The sequence below is a fragment of the Campylobacter ureolyticus genome (assembly GCF_027277485.1).
Classification (GTDB): domain Bacteria; phylum Campylobacterota; class Campylobacteria; order Campylobacterales; family Campylobacteraceae; genus Campylobacter_B; species Campylobacter_B ureolyticus_B.
This window is the reverse complement of record NZ_JAPXGQ010000003.1, coordinates 114338-136016: the sequence shown is the minus strand read 5'-3', so window position 1 is coordinate 136016 and position 21679 is coordinate 114338. Positions and strand designations below refer to the sequence as shown.

The following is a 21679-nucleotide window of genomic DNA, read 5'->3' as shown; positions in this document are numbered from 1 at the left end:
CGCTAAATAGCTATAGTTTAGAATAAATTTGTTTAGTAAAAATATATACTGTTTTTTTAAATTTTAATATTTTTATAAATTTAGCATTACAAATTTTAGCTATAATGCTTGGAATTTTTTAATTTTTGAGTAAATTTATGAATAGATATATAAATCTTTTTAAGGCCAATAAAACCGTTAGAATTCTTTCAACCATACAGCTAATCTGCTATTTTGGTGCGTGGTTTAGCCATATCGGAGTTTTTACACTTTTAAATAAACTTGGAGCAAGTGATCAAATGGTCGCACTAACAGCAGCTATGGCATTTATCCCAAGTGTGATAATAGCACCATTTGCTGGAGTTATAATAGACAAATTTAGAGCATTTCCCCTTTTTATGACATTTATGATAATAGAGGCTACAACTGTTGCTTTGCTTTTGCTAATAGATAGTTTAAGTTGGTTTTGGTTTTTACAAGCTTTAGTTTTTATAAGAATGGGATTAGCTGGGGTTTACTTCCAAGTTGAGATGAGTTTACTACCAAAAATTTTAAAAAATGATGAGTTAAAACTTGCAAATGAAATTCACTCCATAATCTGGGCTGTTTCATACACTTTTGGTATGGCATTTGCAGGGATTTTTATAAATCATTTTGGAGTTTATAACTCGTTTAAATTTGACTTTCTCATCTACTTAGTTGGTATTTTTTTGCTTACTAGACTAAATTTAAAAGAAGAGAAAAAAACCCTAACAACAAAAGCATTTTTTATGATAAAAGAGGGATTTATCTATCTTAAATCCAATCCGCTTTTAATAAATCTAATTTTAATTCACGGTTTTGTGGCAGTTACTTCATACGATACTCTTATAAATATTTTAGCAAAATATCAATATAAAGAAATTTTAAGTTTTGCTCTTATTTTAGGCTTTATAAATACAGTTAGAGCTTTAGGACTTATAATAGGACCTATAGTTTTAAGTAAATTTGCAAATAATAGGACCATTTTTTTAATTTTTATCGCCCAAGGTTTGGGACTGTTTTCATGGGCAATTTTGCAATTTAACTTTTATCTAAGCTTTATCGGACTTTTTTTAACTGGACTTAGCACCTCAACTCTTTGGTCTTATACATACACTCTTATACAAACACATTGCGATAAAAGGTATTATGGTAGAGTTATAGCTTATGTTGATATGGTGTTTTTAGGAGTTGCCGCAACTACCTCTATACTTACTGGATATTTATACAAGCTTGGTCTAAGTGCGTTTTGTATAACTATACTTTTTGGACTTAACTTTATAATGGCAGCGTTTTATTATAAAAGAGTTTATAAAAGAATTTAGGAGTTTATCGGTTTAAGCCATAACACTTATTTTTTATAGGCATCTTCTCTTTTTGATACTTTTATTAATTCAAGCACTAGAGCTTCTTTGATTTTTTTACCAATTATTCGGTAATCTTGCCCTACTTTCCAGCGATATATGTTTTCAAAATTTTCTAATTTTTTGCAATTTTTTAATGAAAAAGGGTCGTTTGAATTTCTCAAATTTTCAATAGCAAATAAAATTCTAATTGCATTTTGTCTATCGCCTTTTTGAATAGATTTTATCATCTTATCGACTTTGTTTGGGATTATAATTTCATACATTTTAGCTACCAAACATCTCTTTATCCACCTCAGCTTTGATTTTTGCTATTTCATCTTGTGGCATTTTTAGAATTTGAGCTCTTATTGATTTTAAACTTGGAGCATTATCAACACTGTAGAATTCCGGCTCTTGCAACCTAGCTTTTAACTCTTTTATCAAAAAAGAGATTAAATTTGATTGCTCCCTTGCCTCTTTTAAAAATTTATCCCTTTTTTCTTCTGCATTATTTAAAGCATTGACTAATTTATTATAGTCATAATTTTTATAAATTTCATATTGCATTACTCATCCTTTTTGATAATTTTAATTTATATTTTTACTTTGTATTTTACCAAATTTTTATAAAAATTTATATTTTTTAAAATTGTCAGTTTTTCCAAAGATTGTGTTTGTAAATCCATAACATATAAATATCATCATTTTTTATCCTAAAAACAACAACAAAGCCTTTAAATATCAAGTCTTTTACTCATCCGTGGTTAATTACTTTCTATAAATTTGTGGATAGTTTGGGATTTTATTTATTTTATCATCAAGTTCGTTTTTAAATTTACGAGAACTATTTAAACTATCTTTTGCTATAAAAGTTAAGATATTTTTTAGTTATTTTATGTAGCGCTTAGTTCTTATAATCACGCTCTAGCCTCTTAAATAAATTATCCATTAAAAGTTTATACTCGTTTTGATTGTAAAGTTCCATCGTGCCATTTTCAATTTGTTCTATGGTGTACTTAACTTCGGCTTTTATCTCATCAAATGTTAAATTTGACAAATCATCATCTTTTTCAATAATAAATTTTGCATTTTTATCTTTAATAAATTCTAAAATTTCATCAATGACGCTTTTTTCAGCCTGTAAAGTTATAGTTTGTATTGTAAAACTCCTTATTAAATTTCTAAAAGTTTAGCTAAAAAGTGTTAAATTTATCTTAAAATTTTACTTGGTCTTTTTGCTACAAATTCCCCTCTTTTTTCCTTAGGTACAACTTCTTGAAATGCAGCAAATACAAATAAAAACGCTAGTATTAAAACATATACTAAAACAAAACCTAAAGAGCCAAAAATTTCTATAAAAACTCCTGTGATTAATGGCCCTAGAAGTGAGCCAATAGAATAGCTTAGCAAAAGCTCGGCTCCAACTTTTGCACTTTCGTTTTTATTATTTAACATATCATTTGCTCTTGCAAGCGATAATGCATAAAGTGAAAATGTTCCAAAAGTTAGAAAAAATACGCAAATTTTTAAAATAGTTAAATTTTCTAAATTAATCCACATAAAAAAAGAAGCAACTAAAGCAATAAAAACACCAAGCATAATTGAGTATTTTCTACCAAATTTATCACTAAAATTTCCAAAAAATAGCTCTGATAACAATCCCCCTATCATCGCTATAAAAATAAAAGTAGAAATATCTAAAACACTTCCTCCTATTTTTAAAACAAACACGCTTGACATTGCAAAAAAAGAACTTAGACAAATTCCAGCTGTAAAGCTTCCACTAAGTGCTAATGGAACGAGTTCAAAAACATTTGGAATTGATAGTTTTCTTTTTTCAGGAAGTGGTGGCTCTTTGATTTTTACAGTATTCATTGGAATTGCACCAAGTAATATGAAAAATATAGAAATTGCAAAAATTTTAGCGTTGTTTAAATTTAGAGCAAGTATTATAACCCCAACACCAAATCCACCATAATAAAGCATCTCATAAAATGCTAAAACGCGTGATCTTATCTCATTTTTAGACTTTGTATTTATCCAGCTTTCTACAACCATAACGATACTATAATAAGAAAATCCAAGTAAAAATCGTAAAAATGCCCAATAAATTATGCTATTTCCAAGTCCATGAAGCGTGGCTGAAATGGCAAATAAAGCTGTAAATATAGCATAACTTCTAACATATCCATAACTACTTATAAAACTATAAGCAAATATCGCACTCATAATGCCACCAAGAAAAAAGCACGATGTGATAATGCCGATAAAAACATCACTTATGCCCATTTCTTTTAGCATAACACCAGCTGATGTTAAAACTAAGCCATTTCCTATAAATATAAGCCAAACTCCTATAAAAAGAGCAGATAAGACCTTAATAGTTCTTTTTGGACTTGGCATTTTCTTACTTATTTGCATATAAAATTCCATAAATTATAGCGCCAATTGGATATGGAAAAACACCTGCCATAAATCCATAAACATTTAAAAGTTCGGTTTTTACTAAAACATAAAAACTAAGACCTAAAGCAAAATAGCCAATAATTTTAAAAGGCGATAAAAAAGTCAAGGCAGAAGATTTTTTACTTATTTTTATATCCTCATCATTTTCTTCTAAATAATCAAATTTTCCACTTCTTAGCTCTTTGTCTATCATATTTTTGTAGCTTTTAAATGAAAAATTTGCTATAAACATAGTTATTATAAATGAAATTTGAGAACTAATAAGCCATTTTAAGCCAAAAACAAAGCTTAAAATAGCTAAAATAAAGTCTAAAATAAGATAAATTTTTAATAAATTAATAAATTCTTTTGTCAAAATACACCTTTAAATTTGCTTTTAAAATATATTATTTAAGCAAAATTTATGCCTCATTCCACTTTTTATCTTCTTTATCAATTGCGTCAAACTCATCATAGTCTTTATGAGGATTTTCCTTATCAAGAGCTTCTTTATACTGCTTATATTTTGGATCATTTACAAGATCATTAATATCTTTTTGTTGAGCTTTTACGGCTTTATAAATATTTAAAAAAGCAGCCAATATCCCAACAACTAAAAATATCCAAAACAGAGCTTTTATGCCAGTTAAATGATAAAGTCCTTTTCCTATAAAAAACCCTATAAGTACAGCTACGACTATAGAAATAGCCAGACTTAAACCATTTGCATCTTTTACTGCATCATTTAAATTTTCAGTTATTTTCATAAAATCACCATTTATTTTTTTAAATTTGACATTACTTTTTTAGCTGCATTTAAAGCAAAGTCAATATCTTCCTCACCCATTGCATCACATATAAATCCAGTTTCAAACTGAGATGGCGCTAAAAACACACCCTCGTTTATCATGCCAGTATGAAATTTAGCAAATAGATTTAAATCAGATGTTAGGGCATCAGCATAATTTTCAACCTTTTTATCTGTAAAAAAGTAACCAAACATACTTCCTCTAACACATGTTTGGATACTAATGCCGTTTTCTTTAGCTATTTTTTTAAGTCCATCTGTAAATTTAATGGCTAATTTTTCAAGCTTTTCATATAAATTTGAAGTATTTGAAATTTTAGTTAAGCTTGCAATTCCAGCTGCCATAGCAACAGGATTTCCACTTAAAGTTCCTGCTTGATAAACATCACCCAAAGGACTTATTAAACTCATAATTTCTTTTTTTGCAGCAAATGCAGCTGCGTTCATACCACCGCCAATTACTTTACCAAAAGTAACAATATCAGCCTTTACTCCATAAATTCCAAAACTACCAGTTTTACTTGCGCGGTATCCACTCATTACCTCATCTAAGATTAAAACTATATTTTTTTCATCACAAATTTTACGAAGAGCTTTTAAAAAATCAGGCTTACTTGGAACAAGTCCCATATTTCCAGCAATTGGTTCAATTATAATTGTTCCGATATTATCATTTTTATTTAGTATCTCTTTTACGCTTTCTATGTTGTTATAAATTGCTACGAAGGTATTTTCTGCCACGCTTTTAGGAACTCCTACACTACTTGTTGCCCCAAAAGTAGCTGCACCACTTCCAGCTTTTACTAATAAGCTATCGCTATGTCCGTGATAATTTCCTTCAAATTTGATAATTCCATCTTTTTTACTATATCCTCTTGCAAGACGAATCGCACTCATAGTTGCTTCTGTTCCACTACTTACAAATCTTATCATATCAAGATGAGGAAAATCTTTAAGAATTAAATTTGCAAGTTTTGTCTCCAAAGGACTTGATGCTCCAAAGCTAAGTCCATTTTTAGCAGTTTGTATAACTGCTTTTTCTATTATCTCATCACAATGTCCAAAAATCAAAGGTCCCCAACTTTGCACAAAATCAAGGTATTTTTTCCCCTCAATATCTTCAATATAAGCACCTTTTCCACTTTTTACAAAAAATGGGTTGCTTCCAACATTGCCAAACGCTCTAACAGGCGAATCAACACCCCCTGGAATTACTTTTTTTGCCTCTTTAAAAGCTTGTAAATTTGTCATCATCTCTCCTTATTTTTGGTTTATTATATCTTTATTTTATTATTTTTTAGATTGTTTTAAATACTTATAAATCACAATTATCTCATCTTTTGTTAAAAAATAAGATGGCATCACACTTCTTTTTTTACTTGTTATCCCATCTGCTAATTGTTGAGGGTTTAAATTGTTAATCCTTGGTGCGATTAGCTTTTTATCAATCTTTTCTTCACTTGTTTTATTAAATTCTTTATAGCTTGCTATAACCATCCCTTCGCCTTGTAATCCATGACATTTGTGGCATCCAATTCCACGTGGATTTTTATAAAGCATCTTTCCATATTCCATATCAGTTATAAAGCTTTCTGCATGTATAAAATTTATAATAAAAAGCAAAATAATAAGTTTTTTCAATATCCGCCTTTGGCAAATTTAAAATTTCTAATATGATACAATTTATAGCTTTAAATTTAGCTTTTTTATAACTAAATTTGGGTATTATGTTATTTTAAATTTAATTATAAAAGGTTTAAAATGACTTTAATAGATGGAAAAAATATAAGTAAAAAAGTTAAAGAAGAGGTTAAAAACGAAACTTCAAATTTAAAGGAAAAAGGCATTATCCCAACTCTTGCTGTTGTTTTAGTAGGTGAGGATAAAGCTAGTCAAACATATGTAAGATCAAAAGAAAAAGCATGTGAACTTTGTGGTATAAAATCTCTTGCTTTTAAACTTAGCCAAAACACAACTCAAGATGAGCTTTTAAAGCTTATAAAAAAACTAAACCTAGATAAAGAAGTTGATGGTATCTTAGTTCAACTTCCACTTCCAAAACACATAAATACAAATGATATATTAAAAGAAATTGATCCAGATAAAGATGTCGATGGATTTCACGCGATAAATGTTGGCAAATTAGTAAGTGGGTTGGATGGTTTTGTACCTTGTACTCCACTTGGAGTTATGAGACTTTTTAAAGAATATGATATTGATCTAAATGGTAAAAATGCAGTAGTTATTGGAAGAAGTAATATCGTTGGAAAACCTATGGCAAATTTACTTTTAAACGCCAATGCTACTGTTACTATAACTCATAGCAAAACTAAAAATTTAGAGCATTTTACAAAAAATGCTGATATTATCGTTGCAGCGATTGGAAAGCCAAGATTTTTAAAAGCTGATATGATAAAAGATGGTGCTATAATAATTGATGTAGGTATAAATAGACTTGATGATGGCTCTTTGGTAGGAGATGTTGATTTTGAAGAAGTAAAAGAAAAATGCTCGTTTATAACACCAGTACCAGGTGGAGTAGGACCTATGACAATAGCAATGCTTTTAAATAACACTTTAATTTCAGCTAAAAAAAGAAAAAGTAAAAAAAACTAGAAAGATTAAAATGAAAAAAACTTTAAGTAGAATTTATAATTTTTCAGGAAGCTGGACTGGAACTATTGTAATAGTTTTATTTGTGATATTTTTCTTTGCTCAAGCTTTCGTAATCCCTAGTGGCTCTATGAAAAATTCACTTTTAATTGGTGATTTTTTATTTGTTAAAAAATTTAGCTACGGTATACCAACTCCTCACATTCCATGGATTGAAGTACCTGTTTTACCAGACTTAAACAAAGATGGGCACTTTATAAAAGGTAAAAAACCACAAAGAGGTGATATTGTTGTATTTCGCTATCCGTTAAATAAAAAAATACATTTTGTAAAAAGGAATTTTGCAGTTGGTGGGGATGAAGTTATTTTTACTATAAAAAATTTATATCTAAGACCACATGAGGGCGATAATTTTATAGATAAAAATTACGATAAAAATGATATTGTCATTTTAAATGGTAAAAAATTTGTAAAAGAGCCTTATAAAAACAAAGGTATTCACTACGATAAAAAAGTAAATTTGCTAAGCCTTACTTTAAAACACCTTGCAAATGGTAGTTTTGCTATGCAGCCAGCAATAGTTAATGAGCTTGGAAAACTTGATAATGGGCTTAACTTTAATGCATATTATATAAAGGTGCCTGAAAATGAATTTTTTATGATAGGAGATAACAGGGATCATTCAGATGATAGTCGTTTTTGGGGAACAGTGCCATATAAATTTATAGTTGGAAAGCCTTGGTTTGTATATTTTAGCTGGGATAAAGATAAAAAAATTCGTTGGGAAAGGATAGGAAGATCAGTAAATACTCTTGAAAACAAAGAAGAGTTTATCTACGATCAACCATAAGAGGAAAATTTTATGAATATAAGTGAAATTTTTATAGCAGGAGATCACTCAAGCTTGGAGCTAAAAAGTAGCTGCAAGGAGTTTTTAGAAAGCTTAGGATACAAAGTTACAGATCTTGGGACAAATTCAGATGAAAGTGTGGATTATCCAGACTTTGCATATATTCTAACACAGAAATTAAAAAGCGTTAAAAATAGTTATGGAGTGCTTATTTGCGGAACTGGAATAGGCATAAGTATAGCTGCAAATAGAGATAAATTTATTCGCTGTGCATTGTGCCATGATGAATTTACCGCTAAAATGGCAAGAGAACACAACGATGCAAATGTGCTTGCTTTTGGAGCAAGGATTTTAGACTGTAAAATGGCTAAAAAATTATGCGAAATATTTTTTAGCACAGAATTTGCAGGTGGTAGACATGAGCGAAGAGTTAAGAAACTTTCTTAAAGGACTAAAATGCAAAATGTTTTAACTAATGATGAAAAAAAATATCTTTTAAACTCAATTAGAGCTATAAAAGACTTTCCAAAACCAGGTGTTATTTTTAGAGATATTACAACTCTTTTAAACAACAAAGAAGCGTTTAATTTTTTAATGGATCATTTAGAAAACAGGTATAAAATTTATGATTTAGATTTTATATCTGGTATTGAAAGTCGTGGATTTATCTTTGGAGCAGCACTTTCAGCAAGATTAAGAGTTCCTTTTGTTCCAATTAGAAAGCCACATAAACTTCCATATATTACACTTTCGCAAAAATACAGTCTTGAATATGGTGTTGATGAAGTAGAAATTCACATTGATGCTTTTTTAAATAAAAATGATGCAAAAGTTCTTTTAATAGATGATTTAATAGCAACTGGAGGAACTGCAAAAGCTTCGGTTGAGCTAATTAATCAAACAAAAGCAAAGTGCGTTGAAGCCTGTTTTTTAATAAATTTAAAAAGCGAATTTAAAGGAAGTGAAATTTTAAAAAATATGACGAAAGTTTATTCTATTTTAGAGATTTAAATGGAAGAATTTTTAAAAGGTTTAATGCTTGAATATCAAGAATACGCATATATTGTTTTATTTGTGTGGTGCTTGATAGAAGGTGAGATTGGTCTTATTCTAGCAGGAGTTATGGCTCACTCAGGGTATATAAACCTTCCTATTTCCATAGTAGTTGCAGGAATTGGGGCGTTTTGTGGAGATCAATTCTACTTTTTTATAGGTAGATATAATAAAAAATTTATAACCAACAAACTAAGCTCTCAAAAGCGTAAATTTGCAATTGCACATTTACTTTTACAAAAGTATGATTGGTGGATTATATTTTTTCAGCGTTATATTTATGGATTTCGTGCAATCATACCAATGAGTATTGGCATAACTAGATATGACCAAAAAAAATTTGCATTTATAAATTTAATAAGCAGTTTTTCATGGGCTTTTTTAACTATAATTTTAGCATGGTATTTTGGTGATGAAATTTGGCATTTTGTAAATTTCATAGAAAAGCATTGGTATATAGCACTACCTGTGATAGTGTTGTTTTTTGGCTTACTATTTTATGGATTTAAGCAAATGGAAAAAGGCTTTTTAAAAAAGAAAAAATAAATAAAAATAAAAAAAACAAATGAAAGGATGAAAATGAAGATAGAGTTTTTAAACAAACCTTTAGCTGAAATTTCAGCTGATTTTGAGGCAATTTTAATTGTTAATAAAGATTTAAATCACAAATTTGTAAAAGACAAAGATGAATTTGAATTTTTTAACTATAAAGGGGATAAAGTTTTAGTTTTGCCTGAGAAAAAAAGAATTTATGTTGGCATTAAAGAGCTTGATTATGACAAAATTCGCGTTTGCATGAGTCAAATTTATAACTCTTTAAAAACTTATAATATAAAAAGTGTAAAACTTAACTCATATCTTTGTAAATGCACTAAAAAAACTTTTCAAGCTATGGCTGAGGGCTTTATCTTAGGAAGTTATGAGTTTACAAAATATAAAAGTGAAAAAACAGAGTATAAATTAAATCAAATTTATATCTCATCAGAGGAATTTGCAGATAAAGAAGTAGATGAAACAAAAGCAAATTTAGGACTTAAAAATGGTGATATCATAGCAAGAGCTACAAATTACGCAAAAAATGGTGTAAATGAAATACCTGAAATTTACACACCTGTAAAAATGGCTGATGAAGCACAAATTCTTTCAGCAAGATATGATAGAGTTGATTGCAAGGTTTATGATAAATCATTTTTAAAAGAGCAAAATATGAACGCATTTTTAGCGGTTAATAGATCAAGCGCAAACGAACCTAGGCTAATTCATCTAACGTATACTCCAAAAGTTAAATCTCTAAAAAGAGTTATTTTTGTAGGAAAAGGCTTAACTTATGATAGTGGTGGACTTAGTTTAAAACCAAGTGATTATATGCTTACAATGAAAAGCGATAAAAGTGGAGCGTTAGCTGCTATGGGTATTATAAAAGGAGCTGCTGAACTTGAACTTCCTTTTGAAATTCACGCAATAATTGGTGCAACTGAGAATATGATAGGAGGAAACTCATATAAACCCGATGATGTACTTATCTCAAGAAGTAAAAAAACTATTGAAGTAAGAAATACTGATGCTGAGGGAAGACTAGTTTTGGCTGATTGTCTTAGCTACGCACAAGATTTTAAACCAGATATTTTAATTGATATGGCAACTTTAACAGGGGCTTGCGTTGTAGGACTTGGGGAGTTTACAACAGGACTTTTAGGAAATAATGAAGAGTTTAAAAAAGAGTATAAGGAAATTACAAAAGATAGCGGTGAGCTAATGACAATTTTAGAATTTAATGATTATTTAAGAGAGCTCATTAAAAGCAATATTGCTGATGTTAGTAATACCTCAAGCAGTAGATACGGTGGAACTACAACAGCAGGACTTTTCCTTGATACATTTATAAAAGAAGAATATAAAGATAAATGGATTCATCTTGATATTGCAGGACCAGCTTATTTGGAAAAAGCTTGGGGATATAACTCTTTTGGTGCAACAGGAGCAGGTGTAAGAGCAAATTTATACTATTTATTAGAACTTGCAAAGGAAGCTAAATGAGTTTATCAGTTGGTATCGTAGGACTTCCAAATGTTGGCAAATCAACAACTTTTAACGCCCTAACAAAAGCACAAAATGCAGCAGCTCAAAACTATCCATTTTGCACAATAGAGCCAAATAAAGCAATTGTTCCAGTGCCAGATGTAAGGCTTGATGCACTTGCTAAGATAGTAAAACCTAATAAAATTCAACACTCAACAATAGAGTTTGTAGATATCGCAGGACTTGTAAAAGGAGCTAGCAAAGGCGAAGGACTTGGAAATAAATTTCTAGCCAACATTAGAGAAACTGAGCTTATTTTGCATATTGTAAGATGCTTTGATGATGAAAATATTACACATGTTGAAGGTAGCATTGATCCAGTTCGTGATATACAAATTATAGAAATGGAGCTTATCTTGGCCGATATAGAACAATTAAATAAAAAAATCGAAAGATTAGGTAAAGAGGTAAAAGCTGGAAAAAAAGGAGCAAAAGAGCTTTTTGATATGACAAATTTGCTACTTGAACATCTGAATGAGGGAAAAACTGCAAGAAGTTTTGATGAGTTTGAAAGCGAGACCTTTATGGAGCTTAATAAAGAGCTTAGGCTTTTATCAGCAAAAGATGTAATATATGCAGCAAATGTAGATGAAGATGCAATTCAAAATGATAATGAGTATGTTCAAACATTAAAAGAACATGCACAAAAAAATAACTCAGAAGTTATGAAACTATGCTCAAAAATCGAAGAAGAATTAATTGGACTTGATGATTTAGAAGCAAAAGAGATGCTAGAAAGTCTTGGAGCAGAAGAAAGCGGACTTGATGCAATAATAAGACGTTCTTTTGCAAAACTTAACTTAATAAGCTATTTCACAGCAGGAGTTGTAGAAGTTAGGGCTTGGACAATCACAAATGGTTGGAAAGCTCCAAAAGCTGCAAGTGTAATACACAATGACTTTGAAAAAGGCTTTATAAGAGCTGAAGTTATAAGTTATGATGATTTTATAGAGTGTGGTGGTGAAAATGGAGCTAAAGAAGCCGGTAAAATGCGACTTGAAGGCAAAGATTATATCGTTCAAGATGGCGATGTAATGCACTTTAGGTTTAATGTTTAAAAAAAATTTTAATTAAATTTAAAGCCAAATTTATTAGCTTGGATTTGGCTTTAAAGCTTTTAAAATAAGCCTTTCAACCATAATAATATCTTTAATCTTATAAGGAAAACAGACATAAAAAAAGCTAAAACTTTTGCTATTATCTTTAATTTTTAAGCCATATTTTATATTATTACCTCTATAACTCATCTCAAGATTTTCAAAATTTATCTCTTTTTTATATGAAAATCCAAGCAAACTCCACTTTTTTATAACCTTATCTTTTCTAATCTCTACCAAACTATCACTTAAAACAAAAAATCCTAAATAAATGAACACCAAAGAAAAAAAGACCATTAAATAAACTGCATTATCACTTACAAGCATTACATTTCCAACACAAAGTGGATTACTCTCATCAAAACAGTAAATTCTACTTTGATGTTTGGTTGACCTAAAAATATTATCATCATCAAAAATCACACAAAGTCCCCAACTTGCTAAAAGCATAAAAAGACTTACTTTTGAAATAACACAAGGCCAAAATTCCCAATATCCTTTAAACTTTCTATTTGAGCCACTTTTAGTTAAAATAAAAACTGAAATTAAAAATAAAACCACACCTAAAAGTAGTAAGATATAATACATAAAAAAACCTTTAAATTTGTTATAATTATATCAAGTTTTAAGGATATTTATGAAAAATGGTTTTATAGTTTTTATATTAATTATAACTTTTTTAATAGCAAATATTTCAATTTCAAAAAGCATTATCCAAAAAAGAGATGATTATATAGTTTCTTATACTAAAAAAAGAGTTATAAGTGATTTTATATATTTTTTAGTTAATACTATGAATGAAAATAGCGACTCTGCAGACCCAAAAGAGCAAAAAAAAGAATATATTTTTAAAATAAAAGATAAAATTTGCGTTAAGCTTAAACCACGAACTACTGTTATGTTTGAAGTTAGGACTTTTAAAAGCGAAATTTGCGATGCATTATATGTAGAAAACTCACCTATTTGGCTTATTATAAATCAAGATTATTTAGGTTTTACGCATAAAGATAATTTATCATATTTAAAAAATAGCGTGGAGTTAATGTTTCAAATCGCAGAATTAGAACTACTTTTTAAATAACTATGTTTTATATTTTTATCTATTTCCTAAAAATCTATTTTGACTAGCACAGTGAAGTGAGCCATTTTGTCTTATAAAAACTCTTGCATCAACGCCTATAACCTCTAAATTTGGCAAAGCTTTTTTAAGTGAGTTTAAAACTATCTCATCATTTTTATCTGCGTAAGTTGGCACTATTAAAGCATCATTTAAAAAGATAAAATTTGCATAAGTTGCAGGAAGCCTAATTCCATCATAAAAAATAGGTTTTGGAAGTGGTAACGGCAAAAGCTTAAAACCTGTTTTTTTTAACTCATCCTCCATAAGCTTTAATGACTCATACTGCTCATCATTTTTATCCTGACAAATAGAATATGCTATCGTATCGCGAGTAATAAATCTAGCTAAAGTATCAACATGGCTATCTGTATCATCACCTTTTATAAAGCCATTTTCAAGCCAGATAATTCTATGAATGCCAAAAAGAGATCTAAATTTATCTTCAAGTTCAGTTTTAGAAAGGTTATTTCTATTATCATTTAAAAGACAGGTTGTGGTTGTTAGCATTGTTCCATAGCCGTTAAAATCAATACTTCCACCTTCTAAAATAAGATCTATATTTTTAAGCTCACCTTTAAAGTATTTATAAAGCTCTAAATTAACACTATTGTCTTTACTACTTTGAAATTTTCCACCCCAAGCATTAAACTCAAAATTATAACTTATTATCCTTCCAGCACTTTCAACATCTATTGCGCCATAATCCCTTATCCAAGTATCATTTGTGTCTATTTCATAAAAACTTAAATTTGAAATATCTTTAAAAAAATATTCAAAATCCTCTTTGCTTGGAGATATAAGACATACTTTTTGGAATTTACTTAAAACTTTTACAAGCTCAACATAGCTTTGCATTATATCAAGTAAATATTCATTCCAATCAGTATTATAATGTGGAAGTGATAAAAATATAGCCTCTTGGGCTTCCCATTCAGCAATAGCTCTCATGACAGCTCTCCATTCATAGAATTAAACTAAATTACTATTTAATTAATGTTAACTTATCACTTATAATTTTAAAATAGACTTAAAGTAAGATTATTTTTATTTATTTAAGCTTAAATAAATAAAAAATGTTACAAAAATAAACAAAAATTAAAGAAGATATGTATCTTAATAAATTCTATAAATAAAAAATAAAAAATCTAAACAACTCTTAAAAATAAAAAGATAGATGACTTTTTGCCATCTATCTTTCGCTTATAAACCTACCAACTAATTGCACTATCAAGAACATCTAAATTCTTAAGTCTTCCTTTTGATGCATTACCATCATTATCTAGATATCTACCAACTATATCACCATCTTTTACTCTTCCTGTTCCTCCCCAGTTTGCTATATCTCTACTTTGGCTTCTAATTTTAAATATATTAAAACTTTTATTGTAGTTTATATCATCTTCGTTAAATAAAAACCATGGACTAACCTTAACTTTAACTACTTCATAAACGCCATCGGAATTAACACTTAAAGAAAGCCTTTCATACATATCATTTATACCTTGCATAGCTTTTCTGCTGGTTAAACCGCTTACTTTGTCGTTTTCATAGCCTGTAACAAATTTATTAGAAGTTATATCACTTGAGTTGCTATAGTATTCAAACCTATTTACATAAAAGCCTTGTTTTTCTGTAGCTTTTTTATTTACTTTTTTAGCTGCGGTAACTCCATCCACAATAGGGAGATTATTTTTAGCAAAATCAGTAACCTTTGTAGGATCTACATAGCCACTATAATAAATCATAGAATAAACATCAACATTTTTCTGTTCGTTTTCTTCAAGATCATATTCTTTTTGCTCGGCATTTATATAACCATAATAAAAAGTAGCTTTAGATGTTGAATTTATATCTACAAAATCATTATCTTTAAGAGGTACAAGATCTCCATTCTTATCTTTTTTATATCTCTTAGTTGTAGAGCCATCAAAATCTAAAATCTCATTATTAAATCTTTTAAATATTCTATTATCACCTATTATGCCTTTAGTTAAAACTTCACCTATGCCTATTGTTTTATCTGTAGAAAGTTCTTTTTCTTCAAAGGCAACATTATTACTTTTTGTAAAATCATCAGCATAAATTAGTTTTGGATCAAGCTGATTATTTTTACCAGAAAATCTTTTGAAGTTAAAATTTAAAGGTATTTCAAATTTAGCATTATCAAAACCTTCCTTGCCTGCTTTTAAAGCAATTTCACCAAGTTTTGTAACAGTTTTCTTACCATTACTGTCTTCCTCTTCAACTTTTACTTCATTGCTAATTGATATATTTCCATCTTTAATACCTTCTTTGGTTCCAACAGAATATATTAGTCCATATTTCAATTTTCCGTTCTCTCTAGAACCCTCTTTAGGCTTATAACATTCGGAATTTAAAATATTTTGAGTATCACACTTAGAAGCGTTATTTTCTAAACCTTTTACCAATGACTTACATCTTTCATCATTTTCATTTTCAGGGCAATCAAATGTGAAATCTAATCCAAATTCAATATCCCTAGCGTAACAACCCCTATGATAAAGTGTTGGGTATATCTCTAAGATTTCGTATTTGCCTGTATTATTTAAACAATCTTCATCTACGCAAATGCTTGCTCTTGAAGATGCAGCAGTTACATTTATGTCAAGATTTGCTCCCATTTTTTCAGGCTCCGAGTTAAAAAATGTATAAGTATAAAATTCATCCGGCACAAATGGATCTTGTTTTATTATGCTATCTCTGATGCCTAAAATTGCTGCCATTACATTGTCATGTCTAAATTTAAGCACTAAATCCTCAGGAATTAAATATTTATTTTTAACATATTCACCAATAGATTTTATTTTATTTAAATCTTGTTCTTTAAATCCAATATATTCACCAAATTTATTGTTATCCTTATCTTTTATATAGTTATAGCTTTTTGATTGTTTGTCTAGATAAGGTTTATCGTATTTCATCCACGATAAATCAGTAAGTCTCATCTTAGCATAACCAATATTATAATAGTTAAGTTTTCCTAAGTTTCCTAAATTAATATCGGCATATTTTTTCTTATCATTGCTTAATGTTTTAAATTGACTTAAAATATTTTCCTTTGTTGTCTCATTGTAAAATGCTCTTTCAGTTGCATTTTTATCTTTGCCATCTTTATCAGCAAATCTAAAATCAACTTTTAAGTTATTTGAGACATTAATTCCATTGTCCCATAAAACGCTACTTCCAGAAGATCTATTATTGCCATATTTTATAGTTTTTCTATCACTAGCTCTATATATATCTTTTACTTCATCTAGGTTGCAACTAGCAGGAACAATGGCAGATAAAATAGCTGATTTAGCAAAGTTTAAATCATTATTGGCTGTTTTGTTTGAATCATCAGAAGTAAGTACGGAATCATACCCTAAAACATAGTTTCCATCTTTATCTGATGGATAAATATTTTTTTCAAAGTCTTTATGAAGTTCATTTCCACCAAGTCTATAAATTTTATCTTGATTTATAGCATTTTTTTGTTTAAAGTATGCAGGTCTTACGGCAAACACATCACTTGCGCAAATATCAAGTCTGTATTCGTTTAGATACTTTTCATCTATTTCGCCACCACCCTCATCTAAGCGTTTTTTATGTTTATCTACACAAACTTTTTGGCATGCTTCTATTTTTCCATCTTTTGTAGCATCTGGCTCATCATGATACCTACTAATACACTCTTGCTTACAAGATGTTAAAATTTCAGCTCCTGATGGTAGATAGCTTACTATAAATGTATAATCAGGTCTTGCATAACCAACTACAACATTTTTCATATCAATAATTTTATTTTTATCACTATCATTTGTAAAATACTCGAATGATGAGAATGCGTTTGTGTCCGATGATTTATAAAAACAACCTGTTTTTAAATTTGCACAATTTCCTTTATTTTTATTTATATACATTATAGTATCCATATTGGTTATCTCATCACGGAAAGTTTTTTCTTTTATGGTAAAATCCTGATAATGATTAAAATGAATATTTTTATTATTTTTTGCTGCCTTACAATTTCCCTTCATATTTACAAGATCTTTTAATGTAATTAAGGTAGTTTCAAATTTGCCATCAAGTCTCCCTACCCTTCTGGTCATTTCATCATTTAAGCCGCCCTCGACCTTTCCTAAGTCATCTTGAGTTTTACTTTTATCACCTTGAGCTGTTGCAAGCTTGCTCTCTAGGTCTCCAATCTCTTTTACTAACTTTTTCTTTTTTTCATCTAAATCTTTTTTCTTATTTTCAGCTGTTGCCTTGATAGACTTAGCAGCTTTAAGATCATTTTCTATTTTTTTTATCTTAATGCCAATTTGTGGATCTTCTGCTTTAGCGGCTGCTAGTTCGGACTCTAATTTACTTATAGTATTGTTTGCATTGGTGATTTCTGCTTCTACTTTTTTAAGCTCATTTTCAACTACTTTTAACTCACCTTGCTTTTTAGTGATTTCTCTAGTAAATTTTTCTATTTCTAAAGTCAATTTTTGAATTTTTTCACTTAATTCTTTTCTCTTTTCGTTAAATTCACCAACTTTTCCTTTCACAAAACCCTCATCATCACACTCTTGCTCAGTATAGCCTAGAAGAATACAAATCTTTTTATCACTTAAAAGCTTAGCAAGATAATCATCGGACTTGCCTGTAATATTTACATCATAGTTAATCTTTACATTAAATGGCTCGTTTGCAACTTGTGTGTAAAGTCCATCATAATCACCTTTTTTATTAAAGTCTTCATTTACTACCTTTACCCCATCAAGTGGAACTACTTCAACTATATTTTCCCACTCAGTTGTACCATTAGGAGCTGGACACTTTAACATAGGAAGATTATAGCGCATATCGACACCTTTTAATGAAAAGTCATATCTGAAAGTAGGCTCTTCGTAGTAACCACCAACTCTTGTCTTATACTCTATATATACCTTATCATCGTTATTTTTATATAAAGATCCTCCGGATATTGTATTGCCGTTTATATATCCAGCATCTTTACCTATGAAAAATGATAAATACTTTCCATCGTATTTATTAAATTGCCTATCTTTAAATTCTGGGATTAAATTTGTATGTTTTTCATCCTCATAAAGTCCTTTTTCATTGTCTTTCATATATTTTAATTTTGAGTCGATAAAGTCATTAGAACCTTTTTCAGTAAGAGAGTTATCTATTCTCATAGTATCATCTATGTATTGTATATTTTCTGATAATGCAGCCTTCACCTTCAAGCCATGTGCCTCATCAGACTCTGAGTTTTTAGCTATGGCAAAATAGACTTGATTTTTTACTGTCTCACCCTCTCTTACGACAAAACCACCAGCTCTTGAGCTTTTTCCAGCATTGTTATAAACTGTATTATAGTAACAAACATCTGGCACATAAAGGTCTGTTGAAAAAGCAAACATACTTGGAAAAGTTTGCTCACTCGAATTACCGTAAGCTTTAACACCATATTGTAAGTGAATGCTATCTTGTCCAGCTTTCATGTGAAGTTGTTTTTCTCTAGTGTTTAAAATATATGTGTTAATAGAAATAGCTCTTCTCTTCTCATAGTCAATAACACTTACTTTCGTAGCATTAGGCTTTACTATAGATATACCACCTGAGAAACGATCGTTTTCAGTAATTTCATTTCTTATGCTAACTAAATTATTGTTATCACCCATATTTGATATTTTAAAACTATCTCCAGGATTATAATAGTTAGCATTTGCAGATGCATAAACTGTAGCTTTAGCATCATATTTATCTTGCAATGGAGTAAAGAAGCCAGTTAGGTCAAAGTTTAGTCTAACACCATCTGGACTAGGCTTGTGCAAATCATCAACCAATCCTGCAAAACCATTATATATAGTAACATTCTTAGGTTTAAAAGGACTCTTCATTCTTTCTTTGTTTGTACTTAGCGCTTTATAACTATTTTCATCACTATATACAATTGTTAGTATCCAAGAACCAAAACTTGTCCTAACAACACCAGTACCAAATGTGCCTCCTAGATCCCAAAAAGTTGCTTTGTATGGTCTCCATCCATCACCCCAATAGTTTACAACATAACCATCTGATGTTTTTACATCGCCACCGGTTATTGGTATTTCCCAAATATCACCTGTTTTACTTCCACCACTATACCTACTTAAAGCATTTTTAACAAATTCAGTAACATCGGCATTTGCAGAATATATAAACCAAACAGCACCTGCTCCATCACCTGAAACGGTGTTTGTAGAAAAAGTATAGTAAATATCATCATCAAGCGCTTTTACGTTCTGATAACTATCTCCAAATTTAAGAGTCATCTCATCATAACCCTTTAAGTGTTTTCTAGTCATTTCGGCAATGTTATTTTCATTTCCAATAATCCTATCTGGATTTTTCTTTTCTCCAGTTACCCAACTATAGTTCGTACACATTTTTGCTTTTGTACATTTATCTGGGTTTTTTGCACAATATGATGAATTATCTGTTCCAAATTTTAATTCCCTACAAGTTTTTACATTGTATTTACATTCGCCAGGATTTGCCTTACAAAAATCGTCTACATTAGTTGTCCCTCTAAAGCTAATATCGGCAGTTTCAACATCCACACATTTTTCTGGATAAACAGAACAGTAATCACCAGTTTTAGTACTTTTAGAATATTCCATACCAGCAAATCTAAAAGCTTTTTGACCTGCAAATTCACACCATCCTTTAATTCTTCTACTAGTTTTACATTCTAACCCATAAAGCTTATTAAAAGCATCAAATTTGTCTTGATTTGTAGCTCCTGCAAGTCTTACTTTACCTATAAGATCTTTTGCGTGCTCTTCTGTTATATCATCACACTCACTTGCTTTATAATTTTCGTTTTGGTTTTTTTTAGTTTTTCTACAGTCTTCTTTTACTAGATCAAGCGTGTATTTCTCTTTACCAACCTCCCAAAATGTTGGTACATCAGGATCAACATCATTTGAATTTTTCACTTTAATATCTATTTTTAAAACCTGATCGGTTACTCTATCAAGCTCATCTTTTGAGTAAGGCTTATAGTAATTTATATCTTTAAATTTATCACATCTTGCATCATTAGGGAATGTTTTTTTACATTCAGCCACAAGATCTATTTTTCTACTTTTTACATCTTCTGGTTTTAACTTTATAGTTTCTTTATTTATAGCATCCATAGTTATATCGCTATTGCTATTTTGTTCATAATACACATGCGTATAGTACTCTTGATCAGCTCCTAAAACATTATCGCAATCATATTTGTTACTATCTAATGTTCTTTTACAAGAATTAACTATATCGATAGGTCTAAGGTCTGAGATTTTAACTACAGGCATAACATCAGGTTTAGTACAAGTAAAGAAAGGTTTTTGTTTTTCTTGCTGTGGTTTTTGACCAGTTTCAACATATTCCATATAGTTTCCTGGGTCGCTATACTCATTGAGATTAAAATTCTTATAAGGCTCATAAGAATGCCAGATATTTTTTTTATCAGTATAGCCTTCATACTTGAACTCTGGCTTATAAACACCATCTACTATCATAGTAGGTATAGCACCACAATCAATATTTTCACCGTTAGTGTTTTTACTACACATATTTATAAGCCATTCAGGGCTTAAAGGTTTTTTATGTTCTTTTAAAATAGTTACATCTTTTGCTTGATCACATTTAAAACCAAATATGTTTTTAGTTCCACCAGTATCTTGAAAAGCCTTGTTATTGTGAATACTTCCAGTCCAAGTAGCTCTTGCGTATTTAATATTTTCAGGTTTTACGCTGGCTGGCAAATACAAAGTAGATTTTGAACTATTTATCTTAAAAATATTACTATCACCTTGCTTTTCATATTTTGATGGATAGTGGTCCATAGACCAACCACTTACATACTCAAACTTTAAAACACTATTTCCAGCTACAGTATAATCACCAAAAACAAGATCTGTATAAGATGGCGTTTTTTTGAAACCAGAAAATCCACCACCACCAATATCTATCAAATTTGTTTGATAGAACACATCTTCAGACATACCTACAGCTTTATCAAGCTTTTTAAGCTTACCTCGAACAGAGCCATCACTCTTTGGCGGACAAACATTAGTGCCATTTGGGCATGGAAGCATACCATACTCATTAACTCCTTGTGCAGTGGCTAAACTTAAAAAAGTAAAAAGTGCCACTATCCATTTAAAAAACACATTTGTTTTCATAACTTTCTCCTTTAAAAGGCTTAAATTTATAAAAACCTTAATCTTAAAGCTTTTA

At 29.7% G+C, this 21679-nt stretch carries 20 protein-coding genes; 9 read left to right on the top strand and 11 right to left on the bottom strand.

All coding sequences use genetic code 11. From position 1 onward, the window contains the following. The first annotated feature begins 137 nt into the window (after window positions 1-137). Window positions 138-1325: an MFS transporter gene (locus tag O6B72_RS02675; protein ID WP_258298737.1), complete on the top strand. Its 1188-nt coding sequence runs from the start codon at window positions 138-140 to the stop codon at window positions 1323-1325. A 26-nt stretch (window positions 1326-1351) separates the two neighbouring features. On the opposite strand, the gene O6B72_RS02670 is transcribed toward O6B72_RS02675, so the two are convergent. From O6B72_RS02670 to O6B72_RS02635, 8 genes are all read right to left on the bottom strand, one after another. Continuing rightward, on the bottom strand, window positions 1352-1630 hold the full coding sequence (locus O6B72_RS02670; protein ID WP_269492130.1) for a type II toxin-antitoxin system RelE family toxin: 279 nt from the start codon (window positions 1628-1630) through the stop codon (window positions 1352-1354). Window position 1631: 1 nt separating this feature from the next. Then, entirely contained in the window at window positions 1632-1913 is a 282-nt protein-coding gene (locus O6B72_RS02665; RefSeq protein WP_269479747.1) for a hypothetical protein, read from the bottom strand. Window positions 1914-2250: 337 nt separating this feature from the next. Beyond that, window positions 2251-2403 carry a hypothetical protein gene (locus tag O6B72_RS02660; protein WP_269492129.1) on the bottom strand — a complete coding sequence of 51 codons (153 nt, stop codon included), beginning with the start codon at window positions 2401-2403 and terminating at the stop codon, window positions 2251-2253. A 152-nt stretch (window positions 2404-2555) separates the two neighbouring features. Next, window positions 2556-3767 carry an MFS transporter gene (locus tag O6B72_RS02655; RefSeq protein WP_269492128.1) on the bottom strand — a complete coding sequence of 404 codons (1212 nt, stop codon included), beginning with the start codon at window positions 3765-3767 and terminating at the stop codon, window positions 2556-2558. After that, window positions 3754-4167 carry a hypothetical protein gene (locus O6B72_RS02650; RefSeq protein WP_269492127.1) on the bottom strand — a complete coding sequence of 138 codons (414 nt, stop codon included), beginning with the start codon at window positions 4165-4167 and terminating at the stop codon, window positions 3754-3756. The genes O6B72_RS02655 and O6B72_RS02650 overlap by 14 nt, the downstream gene beginning before the upstream one ends. Window positions 4168-4213: 46 nt before the next feature. After that, entirely contained in the window at window positions 4214-4558 is a 345-nt protein-coding gene (locus tag O6B72_RS02645) for an AtpZ/AtpI family protein (protein ID WP_016646731.1), read from the bottom strand. 11 nt (window positions 4559-4569) lie between these two features. After that, a complete protein-coding gene (hemL, locus tag O6B72_RS02640) occupies window positions 4570-5850 on the bottom strand; it encodes a glutamate-1-semialdehyde 2,1-aminomutase (protein ID WP_269492126.1) in 1281 nt (426 codons plus the stop codon). A gap of 39 nt (window positions 5851-5889) precedes the next feature. After that, complete coding sequence (locus O6B72_RS02635; RefSeq protein ID WP_101636550.1) at window positions 5890-6240, bottom strand: c-type cytochrome; 351 nt, start codon at window positions 6238-6240, stop codon at window positions 5890-5892. Window positions 6241-6360: 120 nt separating this feature from the next. Between O6B72_RS02635 and folD the strand changes: the two genes are divergently transcribed. The 7 genes from folD to ychF are packed head-to-tail and all read left to right on the top strand — an operon-like array spanning window position 6361 to window position 12252. After that, a complete protein-coding gene (folD, locus tag O6B72_RS02630; protein WP_269492125.1) occupies window positions 6361-7215 on the top strand; it encodes a bifunctional methylenetetrahydrofolate dehydrogenase/methenyltetrahydrofolate cyclohydrolase FolD in 855 nt (284 codons plus the stop codon). 10 nt (window positions 7216-7225) lie between these two features. Next, window positions 7226-8062 carry a signal peptidase I gene (lepB, locus tag O6B72_RS02625; RefSeq protein ID WP_269492124.1) on the top strand — a complete coding sequence of 279 codons (837 nt, stop codon included), beginning with the start codon at window positions 7226-7228 and terminating at the stop codon, window positions 8060-8062. 12 nt (window positions 8063-8074) lie between these two features. Beyond that, window positions 8075-8509, top strand: a complete 435-nt coding sequence (gene rpiB, locus O6B72_RS02620; protein WP_114675368.1) for a ribose 5-phosphate isomerase B — start codon at window positions 8075-8077, stop codon at window positions 8507-8509. Window positions 8510-8518: 9 nt separating this feature from the next. Next, the gene (locus tag O6B72_RS02615; RefSeq protein WP_269492123.1) at window positions 8519-9073 is read left to right on the top strand and encodes an adenine phosphoribosyltransferase; all 555 of its coding nucleotides are present in this window, start codon (window positions 8519-8521) and stop codon (window positions 9071-9073) included. Next, a complete protein-coding gene (locus O6B72_RS02610) occupies window positions 9074-9661 on the top strand; it encodes a DedA family protein (RefSeq protein WP_269488105.1) in 588 nt (195 codons plus the stop codon). Window positions 9662-9694: 33 nt separating this feature from the next. Beyond that, window positions 9695-11152 carry a leucyl aminopeptidase gene (locus O6B72_RS02605; RefSeq protein WP_269492122.1) on the top strand — a complete coding sequence of 486 codons (1458 nt, stop codon included), beginning with the start codon at window positions 9695-9697 and terminating at the stop codon, window positions 11150-11152. Further along, window positions 11149-12252, top strand: a complete 1104-nt coding sequence (ychF, locus tag O6B72_RS02600; protein WP_269492121.1) for a redox-regulated ATPase YchF — start codon at window positions 11149-11151, stop codon at window positions 12250-12252. Before O6B72_RS02605 ends, ychF begins: the two co-directional genes overlap by 4 nt. Before the next feature lie 33 nt (window positions 12253-12285). Here the strand turns inward: ychF and O6B72_RS02595 are convergent, their stop codons facing one another. After that, a complete protein-coding gene (locus O6B72_RS02595; RefSeq protein WP_050335358.1) occupies window positions 12286-12879 on the bottom strand; it encodes a hypothetical protein in 594 nt (197 codons plus the stop codon). A 49-nt stretch (window positions 12880-12928) separates the two neighbouring features. Between O6B72_RS02595 and O6B72_RS02590 the strand changes: the two genes are divergently transcribed. Then, window positions 12929-13372 carry a hypothetical protein gene (locus tag O6B72_RS02590; protein ID WP_269492120.1) on the top strand — a complete coding sequence of 148 codons (444 nt, stop codon included), beginning with the start codon at window positions 12929-12931 and terminating at the stop codon, window positions 13370-13372. A gap of 15 nt (window positions 13373-13387) precedes the next feature. Here O6B72_RS02590 and O6B72_RS02585 read toward each other — a convergent pair whose 3' ends face one another. Then, window positions 13388-14359, bottom strand: coding sequence for an agmatine deiminase family protein (locus tag O6B72_RS02585; protein ID WP_269492119.1), 972 nt, complete (start codon window positions 14357-14359; stop codon window positions 13388-13390). Window positions 14360-14619: 260 nt separating this feature from the next. Next, window positions 14620-21624, bottom strand: coding sequence for a coiled-coil domain-containing protein (locus O6B72_RS02580; protein WP_269492118.1), 7005 nt, complete (start codon window positions 21622-21624; stop codon window positions 14620-14622). Window positions 21625-21679: the final 55 nt, after the last annotated feature.